The 22696-nt window shown below is 70.7% G+C and carries 19 protein-coding genes and 1 pseudogene; 7 read left to right on the top strand and 13 right to left on the bottom strand.

Going from position 1 to position 22696, the window contains the following annotated elements:
* Positions 1–56: 56 nt before the first annotated feature.
* From ACWY4P_RS27990 to ACWY4P_RS28000, 3 genes are all read right to left on the bottom strand, one after another.
* Positions 57–608 carry a hypothetical protein gene (locus ACWY4P_RS27990; protein WP_456203097.1) on the bottom strand — a complete coding sequence of 184 codons (552 nt, stop codon included), beginning with the start codon at positions 606–608 and terminating at the stop codon, positions 57–59.
* A gap of 101 nt (positions 609–709) precedes the next feature.
* A complete protein-coding gene (locus ACWY4P_RS27995) occupies positions 710–1693 on the bottom strand; it encodes an HtaA domain-containing protein (RefSeq protein ID WP_456203098.1) in 984 nt (327 codons plus the stop codon).
* A 32-nt stretch (positions 1694–1725) separates the two neighbouring features.
* The gene (locus ACWY4P_RS28000; RefSeq protein ID WP_456203099.1) at positions 1726–2598 is read right to left on the bottom strand and encodes a hypothetical protein; all 873 of its coding nucleotides are present in this window, start codon (positions 2596–2598) and stop codon (positions 1726–1728) included.
* Between the two features lie 118 nt (positions 2599–2716).
* Between ACWY4P_RS28000 and ACWY4P_RS28005 the strand changes: the two genes are divergently transcribed.
* Positions 2717–3778 (top strand): heme/hemin ABC transporter substrate-binding protein, encoded by a 1062-nt coding sequence (locus tag ACWY4P_RS28005; protein WP_456203100.1) that lies wholly within the window; start codon positions 2717–2719, stop codon positions 3776–3778.
* Between the two features lie 121 nt (positions 3779–3899).
* Entirely contained in the window at positions 3900–4535 is a 636-nt protein-coding gene (locus ACWY4P_RS28010) for a hypothetical protein (protein ID WP_456203101.1), read from the top strand.
* 270 nt (positions 4536–4805) lie between these two features.
* On the opposite strand, the gene ACWY4P_RS28015 is transcribed toward ACWY4P_RS28010, so the two are convergent.
* The 10 genes from ACWY4P_RS28015 to ACWY4P_RS28060 all read right to left on the bottom strand — a co-directional run bounded on the left by ACWY4P_RS28015 (position 4806) and on the right by ACWY4P_RS28060 (position 17258).
* Positions 4806–5936 (bottom strand): polyprenyl synthetase family protein, encoded by a 1131-nt coding sequence (locus ACWY4P_RS28015; protein ID WP_456203102.1) that lies wholly within the window; start codon positions 5934–5936, stop codon positions 4806–4808.
* Positions 5937–6091: 155 nt separating this feature from the next.
* Positions 6092–7603 carry an ATP-binding protein gene (locus ACWY4P_RS28020; RefSeq protein WP_456203103.1) on the bottom strand — a complete coding sequence of 504 codons (1512 nt, stop codon included), beginning with the start codon at positions 7601–7603 and terminating at the stop codon, positions 6092–6094.
* On the bottom strand, positions 7600–8286 hold the full coding sequence (locus tag ACWY4P_RS28025) for a response regulator (RefSeq protein WP_456203104.1): 687 nt from the start codon (positions 8284–8286) through the stop codon (positions 7600–7602). The genes ACWY4P_RS28020 and ACWY4P_RS28025 overlap by 4 nt, the downstream gene beginning before the upstream one ends.
* Before the next feature lie 298 nt (positions 8287–8584).
* The gene (locus ACWY4P_RS28030) at positions 8585–9262 is read right to left on the bottom strand and encodes a response regulator (RefSeq protein ID WP_456203105.1); all 678 of its coding nucleotides are present in this window, start codon (positions 9260–9262) and stop codon (positions 8585–8587) included.
* Positions 9259–11346, bottom strand: coding sequence for a PAS domain S-box protein (locus tag ACWY4P_RS28035; RefSeq protein WP_456203106.1), 2088 nt, complete (start codon positions 11344–11346; stop codon positions 9259–9261). Before ACWY4P_RS28035 ends, ACWY4P_RS28030 begins: the two co-directional genes overlap by 4 nt.
* Positions 11346–11693 (bottom strand): hypothetical protein, encoded by a 348-nt coding sequence (locus ACWY4P_RS28040; RefSeq protein WP_456203107.1) that lies wholly within the window; start codon positions 11691–11693, stop codon positions 11346–11348. Before ACWY4P_RS28040 ends, ACWY4P_RS28035 begins: the two co-directional genes overlap by 1 nt.
* A gap of 182 nt (positions 11694–11875) precedes the next feature.
* Positions 11876–13531, bottom strand: a complete 1656-nt coding sequence (locus ACWY4P_RS28045; RefSeq protein WP_456203108.1) for a hypothetical protein — start codon at positions 13529–13531, stop codon at positions 11876–11878.
* A 25-nt stretch (positions 13532–13556) separates the two neighbouring features.
* A complete protein-coding gene (locus tag ACWY4P_RS28050) occupies positions 13557–15212 on the bottom strand; it encodes an ArnT family glycosyltransferase (protein WP_456203109.1) in 1656 nt (551 codons plus the stop codon).
* Between the two features lie 259 nt (positions 15213–15471).
* The gene (locus ACWY4P_RS28055; protein WP_456203110.1) at positions 15472–16764 is read right to left on the bottom strand and encodes a glycosyltransferase; all 1293 of its coding nucleotides are present in this window, start codon (positions 16762–16764) and stop codon (positions 15472–15474) included.
* The gene (locus tag ACWY4P_RS28060) at positions 16761–17258 is read right to left on the bottom strand and encodes a GtrA family protein (RefSeq protein WP_456203111.1); all 498 of its coding nucleotides are present in this window, start codon (positions 17256–17258) and stop codon (positions 16761–16763) included. Before ACWY4P_RS28060 ends, ACWY4P_RS28055 begins: the two co-directional genes overlap by 4 nt.
* A gap of 463 nt (positions 17259–17721) precedes the next feature.
* Between ACWY4P_RS28060 and ACWY4P_RS28065 the strand changes: the two genes are divergently transcribed.
* The 5 genes and pseudogenes from ACWY4P_RS28065 to ACWY4P_RS28085 all read left to right on the top strand — a co-directional run.
* Entirely contained in the window at positions 17722–18780 is a 1059-nt protein-coding gene (locus ACWY4P_RS28065; protein WP_456203112.1) for a S8 family serine peptidase, read from the top strand.
* Positions 18781–18793: 13 nt separating this feature from the next.
* Positions 18794–20056, top strand: a complete 1263-nt coding sequence (locus ACWY4P_RS28070) for a glycoside hydrolase family 6 protein (protein ID WP_456203113.1) — start codon at positions 18794–18796, stop codon at positions 20054–20056.
* A 337-nt stretch (positions 20057–20393) separates the two neighbouring features.
* Complete coding sequence (locus ACWY4P_RS28075) at positions 20394–20741, top strand: response regulator transcription factor (protein ID WP_456203114.1); 348 nt, start codon at positions 20394–20396, stop codon at positions 20739–20741.
* An 8-nt stretch (positions 20742–20749) separates the two neighbouring features.
* Entirely contained in the window at positions 20750–22024 is a 1275-nt protein-coding gene (locus ACWY4P_RS28080) for a glycoside hydrolase family 5 protein (protein WP_456203115.1), read from the top strand.
* A 244-nt stretch (positions 22025–22268) separates the two neighbouring features.
* Positions 22269–22679, top strand: a pseudogene (locus ACWY4P_RS28085) (signal peptidase II); the annotation flags it as partial.
* Positions 22680–22696: the final 17 nt, after the last annotated feature.

A 22696-nucleotide genomic window follows, 5' to 3' on the forward strand; every position in this document is an offset into this window, starting at 1 on the left:
CGCGTGAGCCGCGACGGGCCCGGGCACTCGGCAGCTCGCAGGCGGTCAGTCGGCGGTCAGTTGAAGGTCACCGGGACGTGGACGTCGTACTTGCGGTCGCTCGAATCGGTGTGGTCGGCGCGGGTGACGATGGCGCACTCGACGGTCTCGCCGCAGACAGAGCCGTTGCCGAGATCGGCCTTGACGAAGATGCTCACGCTGAAGGAGCCGCCGGAGCCGAACGCCGAGCTGTTGGGCAGGGTGCCGCCGCCGAGGTTGGACACCCAGTGCGAGGCGCCGGTGGAGCCGGACTGGTCCTGACCGCCCAGGCACGGCGTCGGCTTGTTCGCGCCCGGGGCGCCGTCCACCGCGCACAGACCGACGTAGATGCCCTGGAGCGGGTTGTAGCCGGAGCCGGTGACGGTGACGACCTGGCCGGAGGCGGCGGCGTTGTCCGGGGCGGTCAGCGACAGGGTGTACGTGATGCCCCCGTCCGTGACGGTCCGGGTCGCGGTGGCGGCAGAAGGCTGAGCAGAGGCTGCGGTGGCCAGGCCGAGTGTGAGCGCGGCGGAGGCGCTGACCGCGAGGCCCGCTCGGACGGTGGTACGGGCGGACAACAGAGCTCTCATGATGTGTGAGCACCTTTCTCGGTGTCGGGTTTCTCGGTGCCGGGTTTCCATGGCGCGCTGTGGTGCGGGAGTTGGCTTCTGGGGTGGGGTACGCCGACGGCTCAGGACGGTGCGGAGGACCGTTCGAGGGCGCGTACGGTGAACTCCGCCACGGCTCGGCGACCGCCGGTCACCGCGTACAGCTCGACCTTGTGCGTGCCTTCGGCGGCATTGGCGTACACCGGGAACGCCCTGGTCAGCCGGCCCGACGCGGCGGCCGCAGCCTGGTAGCGGGTGTCGTCGTCGATCGCCACGAGCACGACCTCGCCCGGCGCGAAGCCCTCGGCCGTGACCCGCTGTTCGCCACCGGCCACCAGGCTCGGGTGCGCCGCCGTCGCCGAGAGCGCGGATGTGTCACCGGACGTGTCACCGGTGTTGCCGGTGCCGGGAGTGCTGGGTGTGCCGGGGGTGCTGGGGGTTGGCTGTTCCGCTTCGGGCGCGCCGTCGGTGCCCGTGCCCACGGTGACGTCGAGCGGAGCGAGCTCGTCCCCCTGCTCGTACGGCTGCCCGCTCCAGTCGGCGAGGAGCCCGGCGCCCTCACGGGTCAGGGAAACCCGCAGGCCGGACCATGTCACCCCGCCACCGCGTACGGTCGGTGGCGTGGCACCCCTGCGGACGGTGGCCAGGGGCAGAGCGCCTGTCTGCCCGGCCGACTCCGCCCGCTCGTACCGCGCGTACAGGGTTCCGGTGCTGTCGTCCAGCCGCAGTCTCAGGTCGCTCAGGGTCAGTTGATCCGCGCCGTCCCCGGGAAGGCCGAGGCGGACCGTGCCGGTGAAGTCGACGGCCGCGTCCCCGGCGCCGGGGTCCACGCTGCCGCCGCCGACCGGAAACCAGCTCCGGTCTCCGGACCCGCGTGCGGCCGGTGCCCCGGGCGTGACCGACACGTCCTGGTCGGCCGGTGCCGTCAGGGTCAGGGCCCAGCTCGCGTATCCGCCGGACACCGCGTGTGCGGGCTCCGCCGCGTCCTCGGCCGCCGCCATCCCCTGGCCGAGCAGGCTGAGCAGGGCTCCGGCTGCCGCTACGGCGGCACGAGGTCTGTTCGTCACCGTGAAGGCTCCCCTCGGGTGTTGATGAGTGATCAGCTCGCGCCTGTGCCGACGCCTGTGCCCGCGCCCGCGCCTGCGCCGGTGCCCGCGCCCGCGCCTGCGCCGGTGCCTGTGCCGACTGCGGGCCCGGCGCCGGCGCGGCGCTTACGTGCCCAGATCCAGGCCGCGCCGCCCGCCGCGACCAGTGCGGCCGCGGTGAGCCCGAGGGGTACGGCGACCTCGCTGCCTGTGCCGGCCAGGGGGTCGTCCGAGGTGTTGTCCGAGCCTGAAGAATCGTTTCTTCCCTCGGCCTTCGCGCCCCCCGTCTTCGCACCGCCCGTCGAGCCCGATCCGGACCCGGCGGGCGCCGACGCCGACGGTTCGTCGGCCGCCGTCCCGCCGCCGTTGCCGAAGGTCACGGGGACGCGGACCGTCTGGCTCTGGTCGCCGCCCCGGGTGTGGTCATTGCGGGTGATCACGGAGCAGGTCACACCGGACTTGGTGCAGTCGGTGTTCGCGTCCTTGGCGCGCACCTTGATCCGTACGGAGAACGAGCCTTTGTGCCCGCTGCCCTGGTACGGCTTGGCCAGCCCTTCTCCGTAGGACGGAGGGTTGGAGGAGATCCAGGCCGAGGCCCCGGACTCACCGGACATGTCCACCCCGCCGACGCAGGGCGTGGGGGTCTTGCCCTGCCCGTTGTCCACGCAGAACGCGACGTAGATGCCCTTCTCCGTGTTGTAGCCGGACCCGGACACGGTCACCGTCTCGCCGGCCGGGTCGAGGCCGGAGGCTGTGGAGACGGTGAGCTTCTGCCCTTCGGGGCCGACCGCCGAGGCTCCCGCGGCGGCGGCTGCCCCCGGGGCCGCGGGGAGCAGCAGGGCACCCGCGGCGACGGCCGCGGTCGGGACAACTCGCAGGAATCGCACGCCACTTCTGTGCATGCCGTCAGCACTCCCCCCGTAGGCAACTAAGGTAAGGCTAACCTAAGGTAGCGAATGATGGATTCGAATGGGAGACCGGAAAAGCGGCAGGGAAGGCGGAGCGATGCACATGCCCGGAAGACCTCAACTCCCCTTGCTGCGAAGAGGAGTTGTCGCTGTCGCGCTCGTCCTCGCGGTGTTGCCGGCGGTTGGCTGTGGGGAGGGAGGCGGGCAAGGCGGTGCCGCCGGGGCGGACCCGTCGCCGTCCTCCGCGAGTGAACGAGCCGCCGCGGCGCGCAAACAGCTCGCGACGAACTCCGTGGTCCCGCTCGAAGGCAAGGCCCCCCGACCCGAACTGCCCGTCACCGTCGGCTCCTCCGACGGCCGGGAGGTCACCGTCCGGGACGCTTCCCGCGTCCTGCCTCTCAACGGCGGCATCGCCGAGATCGTCTTCACCCTCGGCCTCGGTGACAACGTCGTCGGCCGGGACGTCACCGCCACCTTCGACGAGGCCAGGAAACTCCCCCTGGTCACCAAAGCCCATGACGTGAGCGCGGAGAGCGTCCTCTCCCTCAGGCCCACCGTGGTCCTGGCCGACACCGACACCGGCCCCAAGGAAGCCCTCGACCAGATCCGCGACGCCGGCATCCCCGTGGTCGTACTCGACCCGGCCACCGGGCTCGACGACGTGGCCACCCGCACCACCCGGGTCGCCGAAGCCCTCGGCGTCCCGGCGGCCGGCAAGGCCCTCAACCGGCGCATCGGTGACGAACTGGCGGCGGCCCGGGCCGCCGTGCCCAAGGGCAGCAGGCCCAAGGTCGCCTTCCTCTACATGCGCGGCACCGCCGCCGTCTACCTCATCGGCGGCAAGGGCTCCGGCGCCGACTCCCTCATCGCCGCCGCCGGGGCCGAGGACGCCGGCACCGCCTCGGGGCTGACCAAGCCCTTCACCCCCATCACCAGCGAGGCCCTCATCAAGGCCCGGCCCGATGTGATCCTGATGATGACCAAGGGCCTGGAGTCGGTCGGCGGCATCGACGGCCTCCAGGACATCCCCGGCATCAGGGAGACCCCGGCCGGAATGGACCGCCGCATCGTGGACCTGGAAGACGGGGTGCTCCTCGGCTTCGGCCCGCGCACCCCGCTCGTCATCGACGTCCTTGTCGACCGCATCCACCGGACATGAGCCGACCGCGCCGCGGCACGGCATCTCCCGGGCAAAACGGTGAAACCGCCCGGCCTGTGGGCCGATTGGCGGCTGCGGCATGCTTGCTGCCCGTCAGGCGTGAGCGAAGCAGGGAGCAGGCATGGGAACGCCCGAGTCCGTCGTGGCCACCGAGACGAAGGCGGCGGGGGCTCCGCCGTCCCGGACGCGCCGGCTGGTCAACTCGCTGGTGTGGGGCGTGTCGGTGCCGCTGATGTTCACCATGGCCGCGTGGCTGGCGCAGTACCCGTCGGTGGGCATCTTCGCCGGAGTCGTGCTCGCGCTGGGAACGTTCGCCGTCGCGGCCACCGTGGCGGGCGGCATCTGGCACCGGGCGGGGGCGGCGGTGCTGGTGTCCTGCGCGGGGTTCGCGTTGACGTTGTTCGCGGGGCCGGGGCTCTACGAGGTCTACATGAAGACCGTGGGGGAGAAGGCGCCCGCGGTGGTCACGAAGGTCGAGGACCGCGGCGAGAAGCGGGGGGCCGACATGTACTGCACGGTGCAGGAGACGGCCGGGGACCACGCCGTGCATGAGATATCGGAGCAGCAGAACTGCTTCGACCACATCAAGCGGCTACAGCGCGTCACGCTCCGCAAGGACCCGATGGGGATTCTGGAGCCGCGGCTTCCGGACGGGCCCGACCAGGAGGGGCAGACGGCTCTCACGCTGGCGATCTCCGGTGGGCTGTTCGTGGTGACCGGCGCCTCGATGTTCTACGCGGGGCAGCGCAGGCGCTGACGGGGGCGGGGAGCAGAGGGGGCTGCCGGGCGCTGGAATACGGGGCGCGGACGGGCGGGTTTCCTCGCTGTGGTTGCCAGGGAGCGATTCAGGCGGCTGTCGGCGGTCGTGGGGCGGTCCTGCCGGATCGGCGGTGGGCGCCGGCGCCGGCGAGCGGGTTCCCCCAGGCCTCCTGCGACGGCCGTCAGGTCTCCTGCGACGGCCGTGGACTGCCGGTGTCGTGGGGCCTCTGGTATGGAACCGGGGCCCGACCCCGACCCCGACGCCGTCTCACGGCTGCGGCGCTTCGGGGAGTCGCTGCTCCGCGGCGACCAGCGGGGGTGAGAGCGGGTGCGAGGGCGAAGGTGAGGTCGAGGGTGGGGCCGCGGGTGAGGCCGGGCGGCCGCGTGTCACCACGTCGCACAGGTCCTCCAGCGCACGCCGCGCCGCGCACGCGGGCAGCGGCGCCAGGGCCGCGCGGGCCTCTTCGGCGTAGCGGTCCGCGGCGACGCGGGCCTGTTCCAGGGCGGGGTGGGCACGGAGGCGGCGCAGCGCCTCCGTGTAGCGCGTCTCGTCCGTCTCGTTGGTGAGTTCGGTGGTGAGCAGTTCGCACAGCTCCCGGTCCTCGGGGGAGCCAGTCGCCTCGGCCCGCGCCCGCAGATACAGGACCGGCAGCGTCGCGAAGCCCTCGCGCAGGGCGGCGCCCGGGCGGCCGCGCGGCACGCCCCCGGCCCCGCCGGCCTCGGCGATGTCCAGCACGTCCTCGGCGAGACGGCAGGCCACGCCCAGCCGTTCGCCGTACCGGGCGAGCACGCCGGCGACTTCCCGCCCGGCGCCGGACGCCAGCGCGCCCAGCCGCCCGGAGACCGCGATCAGTGAGCCGGTCCTGCCCGCGAGGACCTCCAGGTAGTGCTCGATCGGGTCGCGGTCGCCGCTGGGGCCGGCCGTCTCCAGGATCTGGCCGGTGACCAGCTGTCTGAACGCGTCGGCCTGGATCCGTACGGCCTCCGGGCCCAGGTCGGCCAGCAGGTGCGAGGCGCGGGCGAAGAGGAAGTCGCCGGTGAGGACCGCCACCGAGTTGTCCCAGTTCGCGTCGGTGGGGGGCGTTCGGCGCCGGGCGTCTGCGTCGTCCAGCACATCGTCGTGGTAGAGCGTCGCCAGGTGCGTCAGCTCGACGACTACGGCGGAGGGCACCACGCCCGGCGCATCCGGGTCGCCGAACCGCGCGGCCAGCAGCACCAGCAGCGGCCGCAGCCGCTTGGCGCCCGCCCGCACCAGGTGCTGGGCGGCCTCGGTGATGAATGGCACGTCGCTCTTCGTGGCCTCCAGCAGGCCCGCCTCGACCGCCGCCAGCCCGGCTCGGACGCCCGCCTCCACCGTGCGGTCCCGCATGCTCAGCCCCATGGGCCCGGGGAGGGTCACGGGCGGGTCTCCTGTCTGTGGGCGGTGCAGCCGGCCTCACCGGCATCAGGAACGTAGCAGGGGGCAGGAACGTAACGGCGGAAATGTCCCCTATGCCGCCGGGCTCGGAGCGCTGGAGTGCCGGAGCGTCGGCGTGCCGGCGTGTTTGTGAGGGTTTACGGCTCCGCCGGGACCGTGGCCCGGATGCGGCTGCCCTGGCCCGGCCGGCTGTCCACGTTCAGCGTGCCGCCCACCTCCCGGGCCCGCTCCCGCATGGACAGCAGACCCAGATGGCCCGGGAAGGACCTCCGGGAGTCGAAGCCCACCCCGTCGTCGGCGACCGTCAACGTGACGGTGCCCGGGCCACTGAGCAGGTGGAGGCGCACATGCCGCGCCCCCGAGTGCTTGGCGACGTTGTGCAGCGACTCCTGGGCTATCCGGTAGAGGGCGTGCTTGGCCTCCGGAGTCGTCTCCGGTTCCGCGCCGAGCGTCGCCTCGGCGGCGATGCCGTACCGGTCGCGGAGCGCCGTCACATGTCGCGCGAGCGCGGCGACCAGGCTCTCGGCCTCCAGCGTTTCGGGCCTGAGCCGACCCAGCAGGACCCGTGTCTCGGCGATCGCGGCGTCGGCGAGCTGCCGGATGTAGTCGATCGGCTCGGCCAGCTCCGACATGCCGTTCGTGTGGCCGGCCCTGTCCCTGTCCCTGTCGCACCCCCCGTCCCCGCCCGTCTCGTCGCCCGTGTCCCGGTCCAGCAGCTCGCGGGCGGTGCGCGCGCCCAGGGCGATGCCGTACAGGGCCTGGGAGACGGAGTCGTGCAGCTCTCTGGACAGCCGGCGCCGCTCGTCCAGGGCGCCCTTGTCTCGTGCGGCCGCCCGCCACCGTTCGCCCTCCACCGCGCGGGCCGCGTGCCCGGCGATCCCTTCGAGGAGGGTCAGATCGAAGCCGTCGGGCCGCCGGCCGGGCGGGTAGCGGCAGTGCAGCACCCCGGTCACCCGCCCCTGGCACAGCAGCGGCCAGGCCGCCCCGGTGCGGTCGTCGCGGAGCGTACGGATGACGGGGGCGGCGGAGGCGATGGCCTCCTGAGCCTCTTCCGGCATCCCTCCCGAAGTTGGTTCCGCCGCTTCCGGTGCCAGCAGCCGGATGGCGCCTTCCGCCGCGCTTGTCTGTGCCACGGCCGCGGCGGCGAGCCGGTCCAGCGTCCGCCACAGGCTGTCCGCGGCTCCGGTGGCGGCCAGTCGGCGCAGCTGCTCCCGGGTGCGGAGCTGGGCGGCCGCCAGGCCGGCGGGCGCGGCGAACCGCCGCATCGTGCGCCGGTCGCCCGCGGTGAAGCGGCGTCGGCCGCGGCCGGCCGCCACCTCCAGGACGCCCACGGTCCGTCCGCTCACCGTCAGCGGCGTGTCCAGGACGGCCGTGAGCCCGGCCGTACGCAGTGCGCGCCGCCGCGCGGCCGCCGATGGGCCGCCGGGAGCGGGCGCCTCGGTGCCGTCGGCGGCCCGTACGGTCAGGGCCCCGCCGGGCTCCGCCACCAGCACCCGGGCCGCGTCCGCGCCGACGGCTTCCCGCGCCCGCCGTACGACCAGCCGCAGCAGGTCCTCGCCGGGCTCCGCGTCGAGCACGCGCCGGTGGATGTCGGCCAGGGCGCGCCGCCGTGCCCTGGCCGACATCCACCGGCGTCGGACAGCGATCACGCCGACCACCAGTGGTCCCGTGCCGCGTCCAGTGGCTCGGGCGTGGTGAGCTCCCCGGCCGGCACCAGGCCCGACTGGACGGCGTACACCGCGGCCTGGGTGCGGCTGTGCACCCCGAGCTTGGTCAGGATGTGGCTCACGTACGTCTTCACCGTCTGCTGCCCGATCCGCAGGTCGCGCGCGATCTCCTTGTTCGACTTGCCGCGCGCGAGCATCGTCAGGACCTCGGCCTCCCGCTCGGTCAGCTGTTCCGGCCCGCTCGGGGCCCTGACCTGGCCCATCAGCCGGGAGGTCGCGTCGGGGGAGACCTGGATCCGGCCGGCGGCGGCGCCCTTCACCGCGCTTCGCAACTCGTCGGCCTCGGCATTCTTCAGCAGAAAGCCGATCGCGCCCGCCCGGACCGCGCCCATGACCATGGTGTCGTCGAGGGCGCTGGTCAGCGCCACGACCTCCACTTCGGGGAGGTCCTGGCGGATCTCGGCGGTGGCCGAGATCCCGTCCATGACGGGCATCAGCAGATCCATCAGCACGACGTCGGGGCACAGCTCGCGGGCCAGTCGTACGGCTTCCCGGCCGTTGGTCGTCTCGCCGACCACCTTGATGTCGTCGTCGAGGCTCAGGATCATCCGCAGGCCCTGCCGGACGACCGCGTGGTCGTCGGCGATCAGTACTCGAAGTGCCACTTTGGCTCACCTGCTCACGGAACGAGTGCGGACACGGGCACGTGCGGTCGGCCGGGGGCGAGCGCGCCCCGGGCCGGCTGAGCCGTCTGCTCCGGCTGAGCGATCTGCTCCGGCTGAGCGATCTGCTCCGTCCGAGCAGCCGCTCCGCCACGGTGACGCTCGCGGCGGCGGCCGGCAGGAGGATCCGATGGCTGCGGCGCATGGGGAGGAAACCCGGCGCGGTGTGCCCGGAATTCCCCCGAGTGGGGATTTTGTCTCCCCTGGTTGGTGGCAGCTGGTTGGTGTCAGCCAGTCCGCGTCACTCGGGTTCCACGTGGCGGAACCCCCAGCCGGCGGCCTTCGCGACCGCCTCCAGCTGGGACCGCACTTCCAGCTTCTCCAGGATCTTGCGCACATGCGTGCGTACGGTGGCGTAGCTGATGCTCAGCCGCTCCGCGACGGCCCGGTTGTCCAGGCCCTGGCTCATCAGGGTCAGGATCTCCTGCTCACGCGGGGTCAGGCTCTCCAGCCGCTCGGTCTGATGGGCGGAGGAGCGCGCGCTCTCCCGGTGCCGGGACAGGACCTCGACGAGGGTGCTGGCCGGGATGAGGGTCTCGCCCTCGGCCGCCGAGCGGATGGCCGAGGCGATCTCGTCGCCGCTCGCCGACTTGAGCAGATAGCCGCAGGCCCCGGCCTCCACCGCGGCCAGCAGCGCCGAGTCGCTGGCGTCCGCGCTGAGGATCACGATGGCGGTGGAGGGGTCGTTGGCCCGGATCGCGGCCGCCGCGTCGGCTCCCGTGCCGTCGGGCAGGCGGAAGTCGACCAGCGCCACGTCGGGGCCCAGCTCCTTGGCCATGGGGACGACCTCCGCGACCGAGTCGGCCCACCCCACCACGGTCAGGTCCGAGTACTCCGCGAGCAGCGCCCACAGCCCCTCGGCCACCACCCGGTGGTCCTCGACGATCAGCACCTTGGTGAGATCGGCCGGCGCGGTCACGGCTGCGTGTCCCCTTCCGAACGGCCCAGTTCCGGGTGGCCCAGTTCCGGACGGTCCCGTTCCGGACGGTCCAGGAGGGCCGACGCGTCCGGTGAATCCGGTGAATCCAATGAGTCCGGTACGTCCAGGGAACCCAAAGAGCCGGGCGAACCCAGAACATCAGGCGGGCCCAGGGAATCCGGGTAGCCCGAGGCGTCCGCGGGGCCGAAGGGGAGCGGGCCGTGGCCGGGGGTCTCGCCCAGCGGCACCCAGAACTCGACCGTGGTGCCCGCGCCCGGCGCGCTCTCGATGCGGCACCAGCCGCCCGCGATCTGGGCCCGCTCCTGGATGAGCGACAGCCCCAGATGGCCGGGGCGGGACTCCACCTCGAGCGGGTTGTAGCCCTGGCCGTCGTCCACGATCCGCACCAGGCAGCCCTCGTCGAGCCCCAGCAGCTGCACATGGACCGTCTTCGCCCGTGCGTGCTTGCGCACGTTCATCAGGGCTTCCTGCGCGGTGCGGTAGATCAGGGCCATGGTCTCGGGCGGCGGCTTGGCCGCGAGCCGGTCCTCCAGCCGGTATTCGACGCCGGTCTCGGTGCGTATCTGCTCCAGGAGTCCGCGCAGAGCCCCGGCCAGGCAGCCGTGCTCCAGGCTGGACGGTCGCAGATCGAAGATCAGCTGGCGCAGTCGGCTCAGCGACAGCTTGAGGGTCTCGTCCAGCTTCTCCATGATCCGCTGCTCGTCCGGGTCGCGCAGCCGCCGCCGCAGCTGCTGAAGCCGGAGGCTGGCCGCCGTGATGACCTGGATGGTGTCGTCGTGGATGTCGGCGGCGATGCGTCCGCGCTCCGCTTCCTGGGCGTGGACGAGGTGGCTCAGCAGCGCCTGGCGGTCCCGGTCGGTGACCTCCAGCAGCTCCAGGCTGCGCTCCAGGACGAACTGGGCGCGCTGCACCTCGGTGATGTCCCTGATGGTCAGCACGGTCAGCAGCCCGTCCTCGGTACGCAGCGGGCTGATGCTGACGTCGGCCGGGAACTGCTTGGCGTCGCTGCGCCGCCCGACCAGCTCCATGCTGTGCCCCATGGGTTCCTCGGAGGCGTCGGCCCAGTCGCGCAGTGAGATGGTCAGCGGCTGGTCGGGGAGGAGCGCCTCGACGGCGCGGCCGATCAGCTGGTCGCGGTCGTAGCCGAACAGGGCCTCGGTCCGGCGGTTGGCCGTCTGGATCCGCCCGGCGGAGTCCACGATCACCATGGCCTCCGGGGAGGACTCGATGACCTGGCGGAACCGGCTCTCGGCCGCCCGCAGCTGGCTCAGGTCGGCGACGAAGACCACACACCGGGGCCGCCTGCCCTGTAGATGGCCGCCGCTGAACTGGGCGGGGAACTCGGTGCCGTCCCGGCGTCGGCCGGTCATCGCGGAGGGGGCGGTGAACAGCCGCCCGATCAGCTGCTCGGCGGCGGTGCGGTAGCGGTCGGGGACCAGGTCGCGCATCCGCTTGTCGCGCAGCTCGGCCGAGCTGTAGCCGAACATGTGCCGGGCGTGTGCGTTGGCGGATTCGATCCGCCCGCGGGGGCCGACGATCAGCACCCCGCAGGGCGCCTGGCCGAGCAGCTCCAGGTACGACTCCTCGAGTCGGCCGCCCACCAGTTCCTCGAACCGCCAGGAGGCGCGGTCGGCCCGCCGCAGCGGCTCGGTGCAGTCGGCCACGAGCTCCCCGGCCATGCTGAACTGGTCGCGGGCGGCCCGGGTGATCGCCTCGAGTATCTCCTCGGCGGGGGTGCCCTTGACCAGGTAGCCGGTGGCCCCGACCGCGAGCATGTTGAGCACGGTCTCCCGGTCGCCGTGGGCCGAGAGAGCCACCACGCGGGCCCCGGGCACCTGCTCACGGATGGCGCGGACGCTGCCGGGCGCGTCGCCCTTGGGCATGTGCACGTCCATGACCACGACGCGGGGGCGGTGCTCCACCGCGGCGCGGACGGCCTGCTCGTGGTTGACGGCCAGGCCCACCAGCGCCAGGTCGGGGTGGGAGTCGATCAGGTCCGCGAGCGCTTCCCGGACCACGGGGTCGTCATCGGCCACCACGACTCGGATCCGGTCGTCGCGCATCAACCTCCACCTCCCTTGAGGACGGCACCCTGGAGCTCCAGGGTGGAGAGTTCGTCACGCCGGCAGTGCGCCAGCGACGGCATGACGGCGGCCAGCGGGGCGACCAGCACGTTGTAGTGGCCGCCGATGCGGTCGCATACGGCGACCGCCGCCGCGGCATCCCACACCGCGGCCCAGAAGGCCCAGTCGTGCCGGCCGTGCGCCCGGGCGGTGTCGAGGGCGGCCCGGCGCGCCACGGAGGCGGCGACCAGGATCCGGTACTGCTCCTCGTCGGACGTGGTGCGGTGAACCTCTGCCCACCCCTCGGCGCGGGTTTGGCTGGAGGTCTGCTTCCACAGATCGGCCACGCGGTCGATCTCCTCCGGGGAGAGGTCCTCGATGTGGGTCAGGAATTGTAGGACTCTTCGAGAATTAGGGCCGAAAATAACACTCATAGGACACTCCAGGACATGCATGGTACAACTATGGAACACCGGGCTTGTCTGTGACTGTCCCCAGCCGGCCCCCCCGGCTCCGTGAGCACGTGTTTCTAGTGCCCCTGGCCCTGGCCGCTCGTGTTGTTGATGCCCGCCTTGGCGACCCCGCCGCTCTTGGAGCCGATGAGCTTGAAGGACACGCCGTTCTCGTCGGCCGTGGTGATCCGGTACGAGCCCACGGCGGCCGCCTTGCCCCGGCCGTCGACCTGGAAGACGGCGATCTTCCGCCCGGCGACGCTGCCGCTGCCGGCGTAGACGGTCACTGTCTCGTTGGGCGCGAACCCGGCGCAGTAGAAGCTCAGCGTGGTGCCCGCCTTGCCGCCGAAGGTGCTGGGCTCGGCGCTGGGGGAGTACGGCAGCACGGTGAAGCCCGAGCGGACCACGGCCCGGCTCTGGTCGCCGATCGCGGTCAGGCTCTGCCTGCCCTTCAGCCCGAACGGCACGTCGAATGCCACGTCGCGGATCTGGCCGAAGGAATTGGCCTGCGTGGTGAAGGCGGGGAGACCGCTGGTGGCGTTGATGTAGACCAGCACCCGCTCGTTCGGCGCGAACCGGTTCCCCGACAGCCTGATCCGCTGCCCGGCCTTCAACGCGTACGGAGAGGACTTGATCGCCGGGTACAGGCTCAGCATCTGGAACGGCGCGGTGGCCGTGGTCTTGCTCTGCTGGCCGACCAGCACCAGGGTGCTCTGGCCCGTCGGGGCGACGCCGACCCTGATGTCGGCGCGGCCCACCCCGCCCGAGCCGTCGGTGCGCAGCCTGGCGACGGGGGTGCCGGTGGTCCGGCCCCAGAAGACGTTGATCTGCTCGCCCGGCTTGAAGCCGCGGGCGCTGATCGAGACCACGTCGCCCGGCCTGCCGACCATCTTGTTGATCTTCGCGGTGCCTATCGCGCCGCCGGTGATCAGCTCGGCTTCGGCGGTCCGGCCGCCGCCGCGCTGCTGCGCGACCAGCGTGCCGGGCCTGCCGCCCAGCGACTCCGGCATGGTGAAGTTCACGTAGAGCGAGCCGTGCTTGTCCGTCCGGACCGTCCGGATGGCGCGGCCCTTGGTGCCCGACCGCTTGGTCTTCAGCAGCAGGTCCACCGTGCTCTTGGGGGCGAAGCCGCCGCCTTCGACGGCCGCCTTGCCGCCGGGGGCGACCAGGCCCGGGTTGATGACGATGATCGGGCCGGAAGCCTGCGGGACCCGCTGGTTGCCCAGCTTGATGGTCTTGGGCTTCTTCGTCGGGACGACCTCCTGCTGCTGGGTGTCGCTCTTCTTCTGGCCGCCTCCGCCGCCGGTCGTGTTGAGGGCGTCCCCGATGCCGCCGTGCGTGACCATCTGGACCAGCGATCCGACGATCGCGATGGCCACGAGGCCCAGCAGGGCCGTCTTCCAGGAGAGCCGCTTCCGCTTCCCGTCGGTGGCGCCCGACTTCTCCTCGGGGGCGCTCGGCTTCCTCAGGGCGGCCTTGGAAGCCTTGGGGGCGCGCCTCTTCGGGGGCTCGTCGTAGTCGTCGTAATCGTCGTCGTAGTTGTCGTACTTGTCGTAGCCGGCGCCCCTGTCGCCCCTGCCATCCCTGGCGCCGCTGTCGTCTCTGACACCCCTGTCGTCTCCGACACCCCTGTCGTCTCTGTCGTCCCTGGGTTGCTCGTCTGCCTCGCGGGTGTCGTAGTCGTCGTACTCTTCGTACTCTTCGTACTCGTCGTAGTCGTCGTACTTGGGCATGGCCTTCACCTCCTCTTCCGGCGGGCTACTTGTTCACCCGATAGATTTCCAGCCTGATGCCACCCCGGATGTCCGCCCATACCCTTTCCGAATTCCGTAGCGCCGCCAGGATCCAGTTCTCCCGGCCGTCGCCGTTGTTGCGGTGAATTGAATTGCGCATCTTGTTGGACATGATGATGTAGTCGATGTTCTGCCATCTCTTGCGGAAGAGTTTGTCCCGCAGGGCAGGGTCGGACGAGGCGTTCCAGTGGGAATGCGCGTACGGGTAGAACGGATGCACGTCATGCAATTCACCCCACATGTCGTCGTCCATGATGATGCGCGCCTTGGGCGAGACGTGTTTTCGCACCCAGGCGATCTGCGCCTGCTGCATATGGGTCAGGGCCAGCTTGGACTGGTATTGGTCCGCGACCGCGACGCGGCCCTCCGTGTTGACGGTCAGGACATATCCGCTGGAGGGCGCGGCCAGCAGCAGTACGCCGAGCATCGCGGGCACCGCGATCCGCACCTTGGAACTCGCCCGCCCGAGCAGCCGGCGGAGAACCGGCCGCCTCAGCAGTCGGTCCGTGACCATGCCGATATTCATGGCGAACATCGGAATCAGCGGGGTGATGTAGAAGTCCAGCACCACGCTGCCGCGCAGCAGATAGAAGGCATATCCGAAGGCCAGCGTCCCGGCGACGAAAAACCCCAGATCCCGCCGGTGTTTCCGCATTCCCCACCACAGGCTGATGACCGTGGCGCCCATCCCGGCCAGCAGCAGGAACGCGTCCCGGGGCAGCCAGCTGGTGTACAGCAGGCCGTGGTGGTTGAGCAGGCTGCCCTGACTACGGTTGATCTGCCACCACAGGGTGTAGAGCAGCGAGACGTGGTCCGCGGGCGGGTTGGCCAGGTCGAAGTCGAGCCCGCTGGGCAGCAGCTCGTTCTTGAGCAGGGCGTAGGTGACATACGCGCCGACCGGCGCCGCCGCGGCGAATGGCCACAGCGTCCGGGTGAATCGCCGGCCCGCGGAGCCCTGGATTCTTCGATAGAGCAGATACATGAAGGTCGGGGCGAAGAAGAGCGCGTTCTCCTTGGTGATCAGCGCGATCCCCAGGGCGATCCCGCCGCTGAACGCGGATCTGATCGTGGTCTCGCGGCGCAGCAGGGCGTACAGGGCCAGCAGCACCCAGAACATCATCAGGTTGTCCAGCAGCACCTGGCGCTGGTAATAGACCGAGATCGGCGAGAGGTTGAAGAAGAACGCGGCGATGGTGGCGGCCAGCACGGTGCCGGACAGCCTCCGGGTGACCTCGAAGAGCAACACGACCGAGGCCAGGTGCACCAGCAGCATCAGGAACCGGCCGGTGTTGATCGCGTTGCCGAAGGCCTCGAACTGTTTCGGCAGCGGGAACGCCCAGCCGGCCAGCGTGATCCAGCCCGCCGGGGCGTGGTCGTAGTCGTAGGTGTACGGGGACAGCCTGGTCTCCCGGACCAGCGACCAGGCCCGCTGCATATAGATGCCCTCGTCGGTGAGGTACAGGGGATAGCGGAACAGGTGGTAGCCGTGGCTGAGCAGCCCGGAGAGTACGGAGAAGAGCAGCGCCAGCCGGCCGTTGCGGCTCAGCCGGGGGAAGATGCCGCGCTCGACGGACAGCCGGGGCGGGCGGCGCCGCCGGGGCCGCCGCGGCGGCTCGTCCACCGCGACCGAGCGCGGGGGCCGCGGGGGGCGTTCGGGCCGCTGGGATCGTTCGGGTCGTTCGGGCCGCGGCGGTCGCTCGGCCCGCTGGGGTCGCTCGAGCTGCTGGGATCGAGGAGGCCGCTCAGGCCGCTGGGGCCGCTCGGGTCGCGGCGGTCGCTCAGCCCGCTGGGGTCGCTCAGCCCGCTGGGGTCGCTCGGGCCGCAGCGGTCGCTCGGGCCGCTCCGGCTGCGGGGGCCGCGGGGGCAGCGGAGGTGTGGGGTCATGCGACACGGGAGTCCGCCTCCTCGGTACGGGCCCGGTGGGCGCCCACATGCTGGGTCTTCTCCCAGTCGTGGCGGCCGAGCAGCTCCCGCCGCATGGCGCGCACCGCGGCATAGGCGAGGACCATCTGGAAGGGGAACCAGGAGATCGCCATCTTCACGACCGTCCCCGGTGTGGCCTCGAGCCCGTGCGCTCCGGTGAACTCGTACAGTCCGACCGCGGCCACCAGGAAATGCGCGCACAGCAACAGGACGGGCAGATAGGAGAAGAGCGCGATCAACACGGGCACCTTGAGGACGAGGATCATCCCCAGGGAGATCGGCAGATACAGGCCGAGCAGCGCCTGGCCGTGCGGGAACGCGAGGACGTAGAAGGCGAGCCACCGCTGTTTGCGCGTGGGCATCTGTTTCCAGGTGCCTTTTTTGAGGGTCTGCATGAACCCCTGGCTCCACCGGGTGCGCTGCCGGATGAAGTGACCGAGGGTCGGCGGCGTCTCCTCCTTGGTCACATAGCGGTCGTCGTAGACCACGCGCACCCGCTCGCCGCTGGCCGACACCCGCAGGCCCAGGTCCGCGTCCTCGGTGAGATTGCGGTCGTCCCAGCCACCGAGCCGGACCAGCAGCTCACGGGCGAAGAAGACGGTGTTGCCGCCGAGCGGAATGGATCCGTAATGGGCGTGGTAATGCAGCCGGCTCTTGAACCAGAAGAAGTACTCCAGGACGTTGAGCGTGGAGTACCAGTTGGAGTCGAAGTTCATCAGCTGGACGCCCGCCTGCACCACCCGCACCCGCTCCCTGAGCATGACGGTGTTGACGAGCAGAAAGATCTCGGGGTGGATGTCGTCCTCGGCATCGAAGATCGTCACCACGTCGTGAGTGGTGTGCGGGAGGGCCACGTTGAGTCCGTGGGGTTTGTTGACGGGCTTGTCGTCGAAGACCACGACCTCGACGTTCTGCAGACCTTCCCGGTCCAGCTCGGCGATTTTCTCTTCCGCCTTTTTGATCGTGCCGGTGTCGTCCTGCGAACAGATCACGAAGACCTCCAGCAGTTCGGCCGGATAGTCGGCCCGCACCACCCGCTCGATGGTGGTCTGGATGACGTCCTCCTCGTGCCGCGCGGGCAGCAGCACGCTGAATGAAAGACGCGGGCGGACAAAGGTGTCCGGGGCCCTGGCTTTTCGCTCGGCATCCGCCCGGTCCCAGGTGTAGAGCATCAGGTAGAGCACATGGGCCGACTGAATGGTGAGCAGCACCGAGACCAGGACGAGGCCCAGGTAGATGATGGATGTCATCGGCCCCGCCTCCCCCAGACCCAGCCCGCGCTGGCGGCGAAATTGGCCGTGAACGCGGCGGCGATGCCGAGGCCGCTCGCCAGCAGGAGATGGATTCCCGAGCGTTCCAGCAGCCAGACCACCAGAACGTTGACCGCGAGCCCGCCCAGCACGGACACATTGAATTTCAGAAACCGCCGGAAGGACGGGGGGGACACCGCGAAGGTCCATCGGTCGTTGAGCAGATAGTTGTGGACCACGGCGAGCTCCACCGCGACCGGGGAGGCCGCGAGCAGCGGCCAGTGGGCCCAGCGGTAGAGCGCGAAGAGAGACGCCGTGTTCACCAGCGCGCCGCCCACGCCGACGACCGCGAATCGCAGGACCAGACCGCTCAGGGCGGCCAGCGGGCCGCTCATCGAGAGCGTTCGAAAGAACATTCCTTTTCGCTTGCGGGTGTTGTCCACCTGTTCGCTCGGGTCGCTGGTGCGATCGCTGAACGTTCCGAAACGCTGCATCGCGACTCCCTACGCAGGGGGCTCTTCCGCCGATGTCAGTCCAAGAGTGCGCCCCCGGATTTCCGAGGACATCACGCCTTCGGGGGAGGGCGTACTCCACCTTCGGTGGACCGGCTTTCTCCCCCGTTTTGGGGAGGCCCGGAAACAGCGCCTGGAACCGGTCCCCCAAAAAGGGGAGCGGTAGGTCCCCCGCTCGCGGGTGTCCGCACCGCGGAGACCCGCAGAAGATGAGACGGCCAGGCGTCCGCCGACGGCCTCGCGTCCCACTGGGATGAAGGTAGGTGACGTAATGTCAGGTCACGTGATGTCGCACCGCTCATTCGCCGCCCGGACCGGGGCCGTTATCGCCCTGATGGCGCTCTCGCTCGCCCCCTCGGCGGCGATCGGTGTTTCCCAGGACGTTTCCCAGGACGTTTCCCAGGGTGCTTCCCCGGATGTTTCCGAGGATTCCGATTCCGGAGCGATGCACGATTCCGAATGGGCGCTGACCGCTCTACAGGCCAAGAAGGCATGGAAAATCAGCAAGGGCGCCGGGGTGACCGTCGCGGTCATCGGCACCGGCGTCGACGCCGCCCACCCGGATCTGCGCGGGCGGGTCCTGGCCGGCAAGGACTTCGGGGACGGCCCCAGCGGCACCGGCACCCGCGACCAGGGGGTCGCGATGGAGCAGGCCACTCACGCGGCCGGGATCATCGTGGGGACCGGCCGCAACTACCGGGGCAACGGGCTGCTGGGACTGGCGCCCCAGGCCCGGGTGCTGCCGCTCGGGGTGTATGAGGACCGGAAGCCGCTGGCCGACGCCACCGCCAGGGCCATCCGCCATGCGGTGAGCCGCGGCGCGAAGGTCATCGATGTGGCGGTGTCCTTCAAGAAGCCGAACGCCGCGCTGCGGTCGGCGGTGACGTACGCGCTCGCCGAGGACGCCGTGGTGGTCGCGGGCGCCGGCGACAACGGCAAGGACGGCAACCGCCCGACCTACCCCGCTGCCTACCGCGGGGTGGTCTCCGTCGTGGCGACCGACGAGAAGGGCGCCGTGTGGACCGACTCGCACCACGGCGGGGGCGTGACCCTGGCCGCGCCCGGCGTCTCCATCCTGACCACCGCCCCGAACAGCGACTACTGGACCGGCGCGGGCACCGCCTACGCCGCGCCGTGGGTCGCGGCCGGCGCCGCGCTGCTGCGCTCGGAGCACCCGCGCTGGACCGCGGGCCAGGTCGTGCAGAAGCTGATCGACACGGCCGACCGCAAGGGGTCCTCGGGGCGTGATCCGCGCTATGGCTTCGGGCTGATCGCCCCGGCCAAGGCGCTGGCGGACCGCGCCGCACCGCCCGCCTCCACCAGCCCGCCCGGCTCCGCGCGGACGACCGCCGAGCCGGACCACAAGCGCTCCGCGGCCCGGTCCGATGAGGGATCGGCGCTGGTGGCGATAGGAGCGGTGGCGGGGGCCCTGGTGGTGCTGGCCATCATCGCGGTCTTCCTGATCAGCCGCCGCAAGCCCCCGTCGAACAACTCCGACAGCTGAACGGCGGCCCGGCGTGAGCGAGAGAACCCCCGGGACGGCGGGGTTTCGCGGGCGGATGGGGTTCTGGCAACGGCTGCGGCTTCAGGCGCTGCTGCTGGGGCTGATAGTTCTGCCGAGGTGGCTGGGGCTTGCGGGGGTGCGGAGACGGCCGACGTGGCGGGGGCGGCCGGGCCGTTCCGGCCGCAGGCGGCTGCGCCGGGAGCGCCGGGAGCGCCGGGAGCGGCGTGCGTGGCGTACATGGCGGGGGCGGGGGCGGTGCCCGGGCCGCCGGTCCCCGTTGCGGACGGGCAGAGGCATCGCCCAACTGCTGGCCCTGGTCCTGATGGCCGAGGTCGCGACCGCCGCGACCACGCTCCATCCGCCGACGGGCTGGGCCGGCGACGAGTCCGCCTTCCCCCTGCCCAAGCCGTACTTCCCGGTCACGACCCGGTTCTACACCGACCCCGACAACCCCGCGGCGCAATGGGTGCGCGACAACCCCCGCGACCGCCGGGCGGCGGTCATCCGCAAGCGCATCGCCGATGAGCCGCAGGCCGCCTGGTTCACGGACACCGACCAGGGCCGGGTCGAGGCCCAGGTGCGCCAGGTGGTGCGGGCCGCCCGGGCCCGCGGGCGGCTGCCCGTGCTGGTCGCGTACGCCATCCCGCAGCGCGACTGCGGAAAGCACAGCTCTGGGGGCATGGCCGAGCTGTCCGGCTACCGGCACTGGATCGGCGGCTTCGCCCGGGGGATCGGCGCCTCGCGCGCCGTCGTCATTCTGGAACCGGACGCCCTGGCGCATCTGACCTGTCTGAAGCGGCGGCAGCAGGCCCAGCGGTTCGCGGCCCTGTCCCACGCCGGGCGGACGCTGCGGCGGCAGGCCGCGCACACCCGTATCTACTACGACGCCGGGAACTCCGGCTGGCTTCCCGCACAGGTCATGGCCGAGCGGCTGGGGCGCGCGGGGATCGACCGGTACGGGGACGGCATCGCGCTCAACGTCTCCAACTTCAACGCCACGCGCGACGAGGTCCGCTACGGCCTGTCCGTCCTCAGAGAGCTGCGCCTCCCCCGGCTGGGGGCCGTGATCGACACCAGCCGCAACGGCGCCGGGCCCACCCACGACCACCGGTTCTGCGATCCGCCGGGGCGCAGGCTGGGCACGGCGCCCACCGCCCGTACCGGGATCCCCGGGATCGACGCGTATCTCTGGGTCAAGCAACCGGGCCAGGCCGACGGCTGTGCCGCGACCGCCGGGCTCTTCGTCCCGGGCTATGCCTTCCGCCTCACCCGCTGAGCGCCCGGGGCCCTGACCCTCCCCGCTCCCCCTCTCTCCTCCTCTCTCCCCCTCCTCTCTCCCCTCTCCGGCCTTCTGCTGCCTACTGTCGTCACTCTATGTAGCTGACCAACTGCTGATCGGAGCGAGGTCGCCCGGCCAAAGTCGGACATAAGCGCATCAAAATGGCCGAATTCTGCCTACCTCAATCGAGGTAGGCCGAATTCGGCCATTTGGCGTGCCCGGAATTCCCGCAATTGAGGTAGCGAGATTTCAGTCATGCGTACGGTGATTCGGGCCCGGTGGATTCCCTAATGTCGTTGAACGAAAGGGAAAGCCGCCTGAAGGAGCTCCACCGATGAAAAGAGTTCTCGTCGTGGAGCACCACCATCTGGTTTCGAGTGCGATCGCCGACCTGGTCGATGAAACACCCGGACTGGAGCTGACCGGCGCTGCCAGATCGGTCCGCGAAGCAATTTCGCTGGCCGAGCGCAGGCAGCCGGATGTGGTGCTCATCGACGTGGACAAGTCGAGCTGGAAATCACTCCGTCTCGACCTGTTGGTCGCAGATCTCCTTCCACGTGCGCGGCTTGTCCGGCTGACCGCAGTCTCCGACCCGCGAGTGGAATGTCTGGACCCTCCGACGAATACCCCCAGCGTCCTGAAAACAGCCATCCCCCAATTTCTCAGGAGTCTCACCGAATGAATTCCCCCATGGACAACAACGTTCCGACCGTCTCCGAAACCACTGAGTCGAAGCGTGGCCCGCGTTCCTACCGGCTGCGCGTCGGTATCGCGGCCGGAGTTGTCGTGGCTGCTGCCATCGGTGGCACCGTGACGGCGTTCGCTCTGAATTCCGATTCCGATTCCTCGTCCGGCTCTTCCGCCTCGTCCGCGACGGCCAAGGGCGCGGCCGTCGACGGTCCGCTGTCCACCCGCGGTGGCGACATCGTGGACTCCAAGGGCCACAAGGTGGTGCTGACCGGTATCAACTGGTTCGGCATGGAGACGGGCAGCTTCGCGCCGCACGGCCTGTGGACCCGTAACTGGAAGAGCATGCTCGACCAGATCGCGCACAACGGCTTCAACACGATCCGGCTGCCGTACTCCAACGAGATGTTCGCGGCCAAGAGCAAGCCCAACGGGATCGACTTCAAGCAGAACCCGGACCTCAAGGGCCTCACCGGCCAGCAGATCATGGACAAGATCGTCAAGGGTGCCACCGACCGGGGCATGATGGTGCTCCTGGACCAGCACCGTCCTGACCAGTACGGCCAGAGCGAGCTGTGGTACAGCCAGAACCTCACCGAGAAGCAGTGGCTGGACGACTGGACCCAGCTGGCCAAGCGCTACAAGAACAACCCCCGCGTGATCGGTGCCGACCTGCACAATGAGCCGCGTGGCCAGGCCACGTGGGGCGACGGCAACCCGAAGACCGACTGGCGCCTGGCGGCCCAGAAGGCCGGTAACGCGATCCACTCCGTCAACAAGAACTGGCTGATCTTCGTCGAGGGCACCGACCGTCACAAGAACGAGCAGTTCTGGTGGGGCGGTGACCTCCAGGGTGTGAAGAAGTACCCGGTCAAGCTGAAGGAAGCCAACAAGGTCGTCTACTCGGCGCACGACTACGGCCCGGGTGTGTACAACCAGAACTGGTTCATGGCCAAGGACTTCCCGAAGAACATGCCGGCCATCTGGAAGAAGCACTGGGCCTACATCAAGCAGCAGAACATCGCTCCGCTGCTGCTCGGCGAGTTCGGTGGCCGCAAGACCGCGGGCAAGAGCTCCGAGGCCGTGTGGCAGAACGCGCTGATGGACTACCTCAAGAAGAACCAGATCAGCTACACCTACTGGTCCCTGAACCCGAACTCGGGTGACACCGGGGGCGTCCTCAAGAACGACTGGAAGACGGTCGACAAGAACAAGATGAAGATGCTGTCCAAGTACCAGACGCCGCTTCTGTCGGCGAAGGGGAAGACGTCGGAGTAACCCCGACGGTACAGCCGCCGCACCCCGGCGGTGGACAGCGAGGGCCCGCAGGCAATGTCGCCTGCGGGCCCTCCGTCGTGCCCCGCGGGGCAGCGCCGCGAAAACGCGGCCTCGGTAAAGCGGTCTCGGTAAAAACGCGGGCTCATCGGGAAGCGAGACGTCACCTCGCCGGGTTTCCTGTCCGGGCCCGCTTCCCGCGCCGGTCACCGAAGGCGCGAGGAGGCCGGCCGCGAGGAGGCCGACGATGAAGCCCCAGCAGCGCACCGGCCGCGTACTCTTCCCGCTGGCCGCACTCGCGGTGGCGGCCGCCGACCAGGTGAGCAAGGCCTGGGCGGTGGCGGCCCTCGGCGGCACCGTGGGGCCGCAGGGCGAGCTCGGGCCGGTGCACACGCTGCTGGTGCGGAACACCGGGGTGGCCTTCGGGCTGGGGCGGGGCCGGCCCCTGCTGATCGTTCTGATCACCCTCGTCGGCGCGGTCGGCACGCTGGCCGCCGTGAGCGCGGGGCTGCGGGTCCGCAGCCGGGCCCGGGCGCTGGCCCTCGCACTGATCGCCGGGGGCGCGCTCGGCAACGGCGCCGACCGGGCCGTACGACACCCGGGACCGCTGCGGGGCGCGGTCATCGACTGGATCATGGTGACGGCCCGCGGCCCGGTGTTCAATCTCGCCGACGC

It is taken from the genome of Streptomyces sp. LZ34, from assembly GCF_053890475.1.

Bases quoted from the DNA above. Each gene is read 5' to 3' on its own strand.
- ACWY4P_RS28065 (WP_456203112.1), top strand. From the start codon at position 17,722: ATGCACGATTCCGAATGGGCGCTGACCGCTCTACAGGCCAAGAAGGCA.
- ACWY4P_RS27990 (WP_456203097.1), bottom strand. From the start codon at position 608: ATGAGAGCTCTGTTGTCCGCCCGTACCACCGTCCGAGCGGGCCTCGCG.
- ACWY4P_RS28010 (WP_456203101.1), top strand. From the start codon at position 3,900: ATGGGAACGCCCGAGTCCGTCGTGGCCACCGAGACGAAGGCGGCGGGG.
- ACWY4P_RS28055 (WP_456203110.1), bottom strand. From the start codon at position 16,764: ATGACATCCATCATCTACCTGGGCCTCGTCCTGGTCTCGGTGCTGCTC.
- ACWY4P_RS28075 (WP_456203114.1), top strand. From the start codon at position 20,394: ATGAAAAGAGTTCTCGTCGTGGAGCACCACCATCTGGTTTCGAGTGCG.
- ACWY4P_RS28005 (WP_456203100.1), top strand. From the start codon at position 2,717: ATGCACATGCCCGGAAGACCTCAACTCCCCTTGCTGCGAAGAGGAGTT.
- ACWY4P_RS28060 (WP_456203111.1), bottom strand. From the start codon at position 17,258: ATGCAGCGTTTCGGAACGTTCAGCGATCGCACCAGCGACCCGAGCGAA.
- ACWY4P_RS28035 (WP_456203106.1), bottom strand. From the start codon at position 11,346: ATGCGCGACGACCGGATCCGAGTCGTGGTGGCCGATGACGACCCCGTG.
- ACWY4P_RS28080 (WP_456203115.1), top strand. From the start codon at position 20,750: ATGGACAACAACGTTCCGACCGTCTCCGAAACCACTGAGTCGAAGCGT.
- ACWY4P_RS28045 (WP_456203108.1), bottom strand. From the start codon at position 13,531: ATGCCCAAGTACGACGACTACGACGAGTACGAAGAGTACGAAGAGTAC.